This window comes from Shewanella sp. 11B5 (assembly GCF_002836795.1).
GTDB classification, from domain to species: Bacteria; Pseudomonadota; Gammaproteobacteria; order Enterobacterales; family Shewanellaceae; genus Shewanella; species Shewanella frigidimarina.
This window is the reverse complement of sequence record NZ_PJAP01000046.1, coordinates 1-1,448: the sequence shown is the minus strand read 5'-3', so window position 1 is coordinate 1,448 and position 1,448 is coordinate 1. Positions and strand designations below refer to the sequence as shown.

Here is a 1,448-nt window from a genome sequence, read left to right as displayed (position 1 = left end):
CTGTTATTTAGGCGGATTGTTGATTAGCGCGCAGCGGAAGTTTATCGCAGGCAAAAAAAAACCGTATGTCTATAAAAGACAATACGGAGATGAGTCAAGTGACTCTTTTTTACCCTGAGTAACGTCAAAGATCTTAACATGGCGTCAAAATATTGGCAAGCGGCATTAAACTGTCATTTTTATTTTGTTCGATGGATCTGAACAATAAAAATAACCTATTAATGAAACTCTTTTGGCTTCGGGTGGTCAAATTCGATGACATTGAAGTTGTGCTTAACAAGAAAGTGAATAGTGGTTTTATATCTGCTTTGGACATTTACATTTCTTATTTATACATGGCTTATCGTCGTTATTTCATTGCACCTCAGTGCATGTTATTTTCTTGGAGGAAGTCGTATGAGAATGTTCCCTGTTTATGCACCTAAACTGATAGTTAAGCATGCCAGGATTTTTTTGAGTGGCGTTATTTGGGTAAAAGACTTAGGGTTGATCGAGTTTGATAAGGGGCGTTTTTTGCAGACGAAAAAAAGCCTGCCGGAAGTTAAGCAGGCTATCAGCGAATTAAATGCTTTGATTGAAATACAATCAAAACAGCATTAATCCATTTAGATTTCGTTATTCAATAAACCAACAAGGCCGTTGACCTTATCACTCCAAGAGTTTAGGTCTTGCTGCAATTGTTGGTTTTTTTGTGTCAATTCTTGTTGCTGTGAAAGCAACGCTTCGTTCTTTTGCTTCTCTTCATCAAGCTCCATTTTTAGTAGCTCAATATTTTCGAGAGTTGCCTGGATTTTGGTTTCCAGTTGGGACAATAATTCGAGGCTCATGGGGAGTCCTATACGTTTCTGGATGGAATCCCGATTCTAGCAGTGACAAGGCCTATAGGAATAGCCTTTAAAACTAAGTGGCTAAAATATATTCAATAAATCGTACTATATTGTGCTTTATCTGAGATCGCGCTATTTTCATCTGCTAACCAAGACAGTAAAAGACCTTTTTATGACAATTACCCGACTCGATGTTAACACTCGTATGAGCAGTATTGTGATCCACAATAATACCGTTTATCTGTGTGGGCAGGTGGCTAAAGACAAGTTCACCGACATTAATACCCAAACTATTACCATGCTAGAAGAGGTCGAAAGCTTACTTGCACAATCTGGTAGTCGACGCGATCATATTTTATCAGCCACTATTTACCTTAAAGACATGGCCGATTACGATGCTATGAATCAAGTGTGGGACAGCTGGTTGCCTAAGGGGCATGCACCTGCAAGAGCTTGTGTGCAAGCAGCGATTGCCGAGCCAGAATATTTGGTTGAAATATCGGTAATAGCGGCAGTGGTAAGTTAGCCATTAATGGTTAATCATCCTGATGACAATAGACTGATTTATTTTGATTGCTCCATTGTGATTGGCTTGAGATAAAATGATAGATGCACTGACAG

Annotated in this window: 3 protein-coding genes; 2 read left to right on the top strand and 1 reads right to left on the bottom strand. The window is 39.0% G+C overall.

Features of this window, described 5'->3' with window-relative positions:
* Positions 1-396 precede the first annotated feature (396 nt).
* Entirely contained in the window at positions 397-600 is a 204-nt protein-coding gene (locus tag CXF78_RS00385) for a DUF1107 domain-containing protein (protein WP_011635900.1), read from the top strand.
* Between the two features lie 5 nt (positions 601-605).
* Here the strand turns inward: CXF78_RS00385 and CXF78_RS00380 are convergent, their stop codons facing one another.
* Entirely contained in the window at positions 606-827 is a 222-nt protein-coding gene (locus CXF78_RS00380; protein WP_011635901.1) for a cell division protein ZapB, read from the bottom strand.
* 172 nt (positions 828-999) lie between these two features.
* Between CXF78_RS00380 and CXF78_RS00375 the strand changes: the two genes are divergently transcribed.
* Positions 1,000-1,353 carry a RidA family protein gene (locus CXF78_RS00375; protein WP_011635902.1) on the top strand — a complete coding sequence of 118 codons (354 nt, stop codon included), beginning with the start codon at positions 1,000-1,002 and terminating at the stop codon, positions 1,351-1,353.
* Positions 1,354-1,448 lie beyond the last annotated feature (95 nt).

What these genes read in the sequence shown, in the direction of transcription:
- CXF78_RS00385 (WP_011635900.1), top strand. Translation starts at nt 397, where the DNA reads ATGAGAATGTTCCCTGTTTATGCACCTAAACTGATAGTTAAGCATGCC.
- CXF78_RS00380 (WP_011635901.1), bottom strand. Translation starts at nt 827, where the DNA reads ATGAGCCTCGAATTATTGTCCCAACTGGAAACCAAAATCCAGGCAACT.
- CXF78_RS00375 (WP_011635902.1), top strand. Translation starts at nt 1,000, where the DNA reads ATGACAATTACCCGACTCGATGTTAACACTCGTATGAGCAGTATTGTG.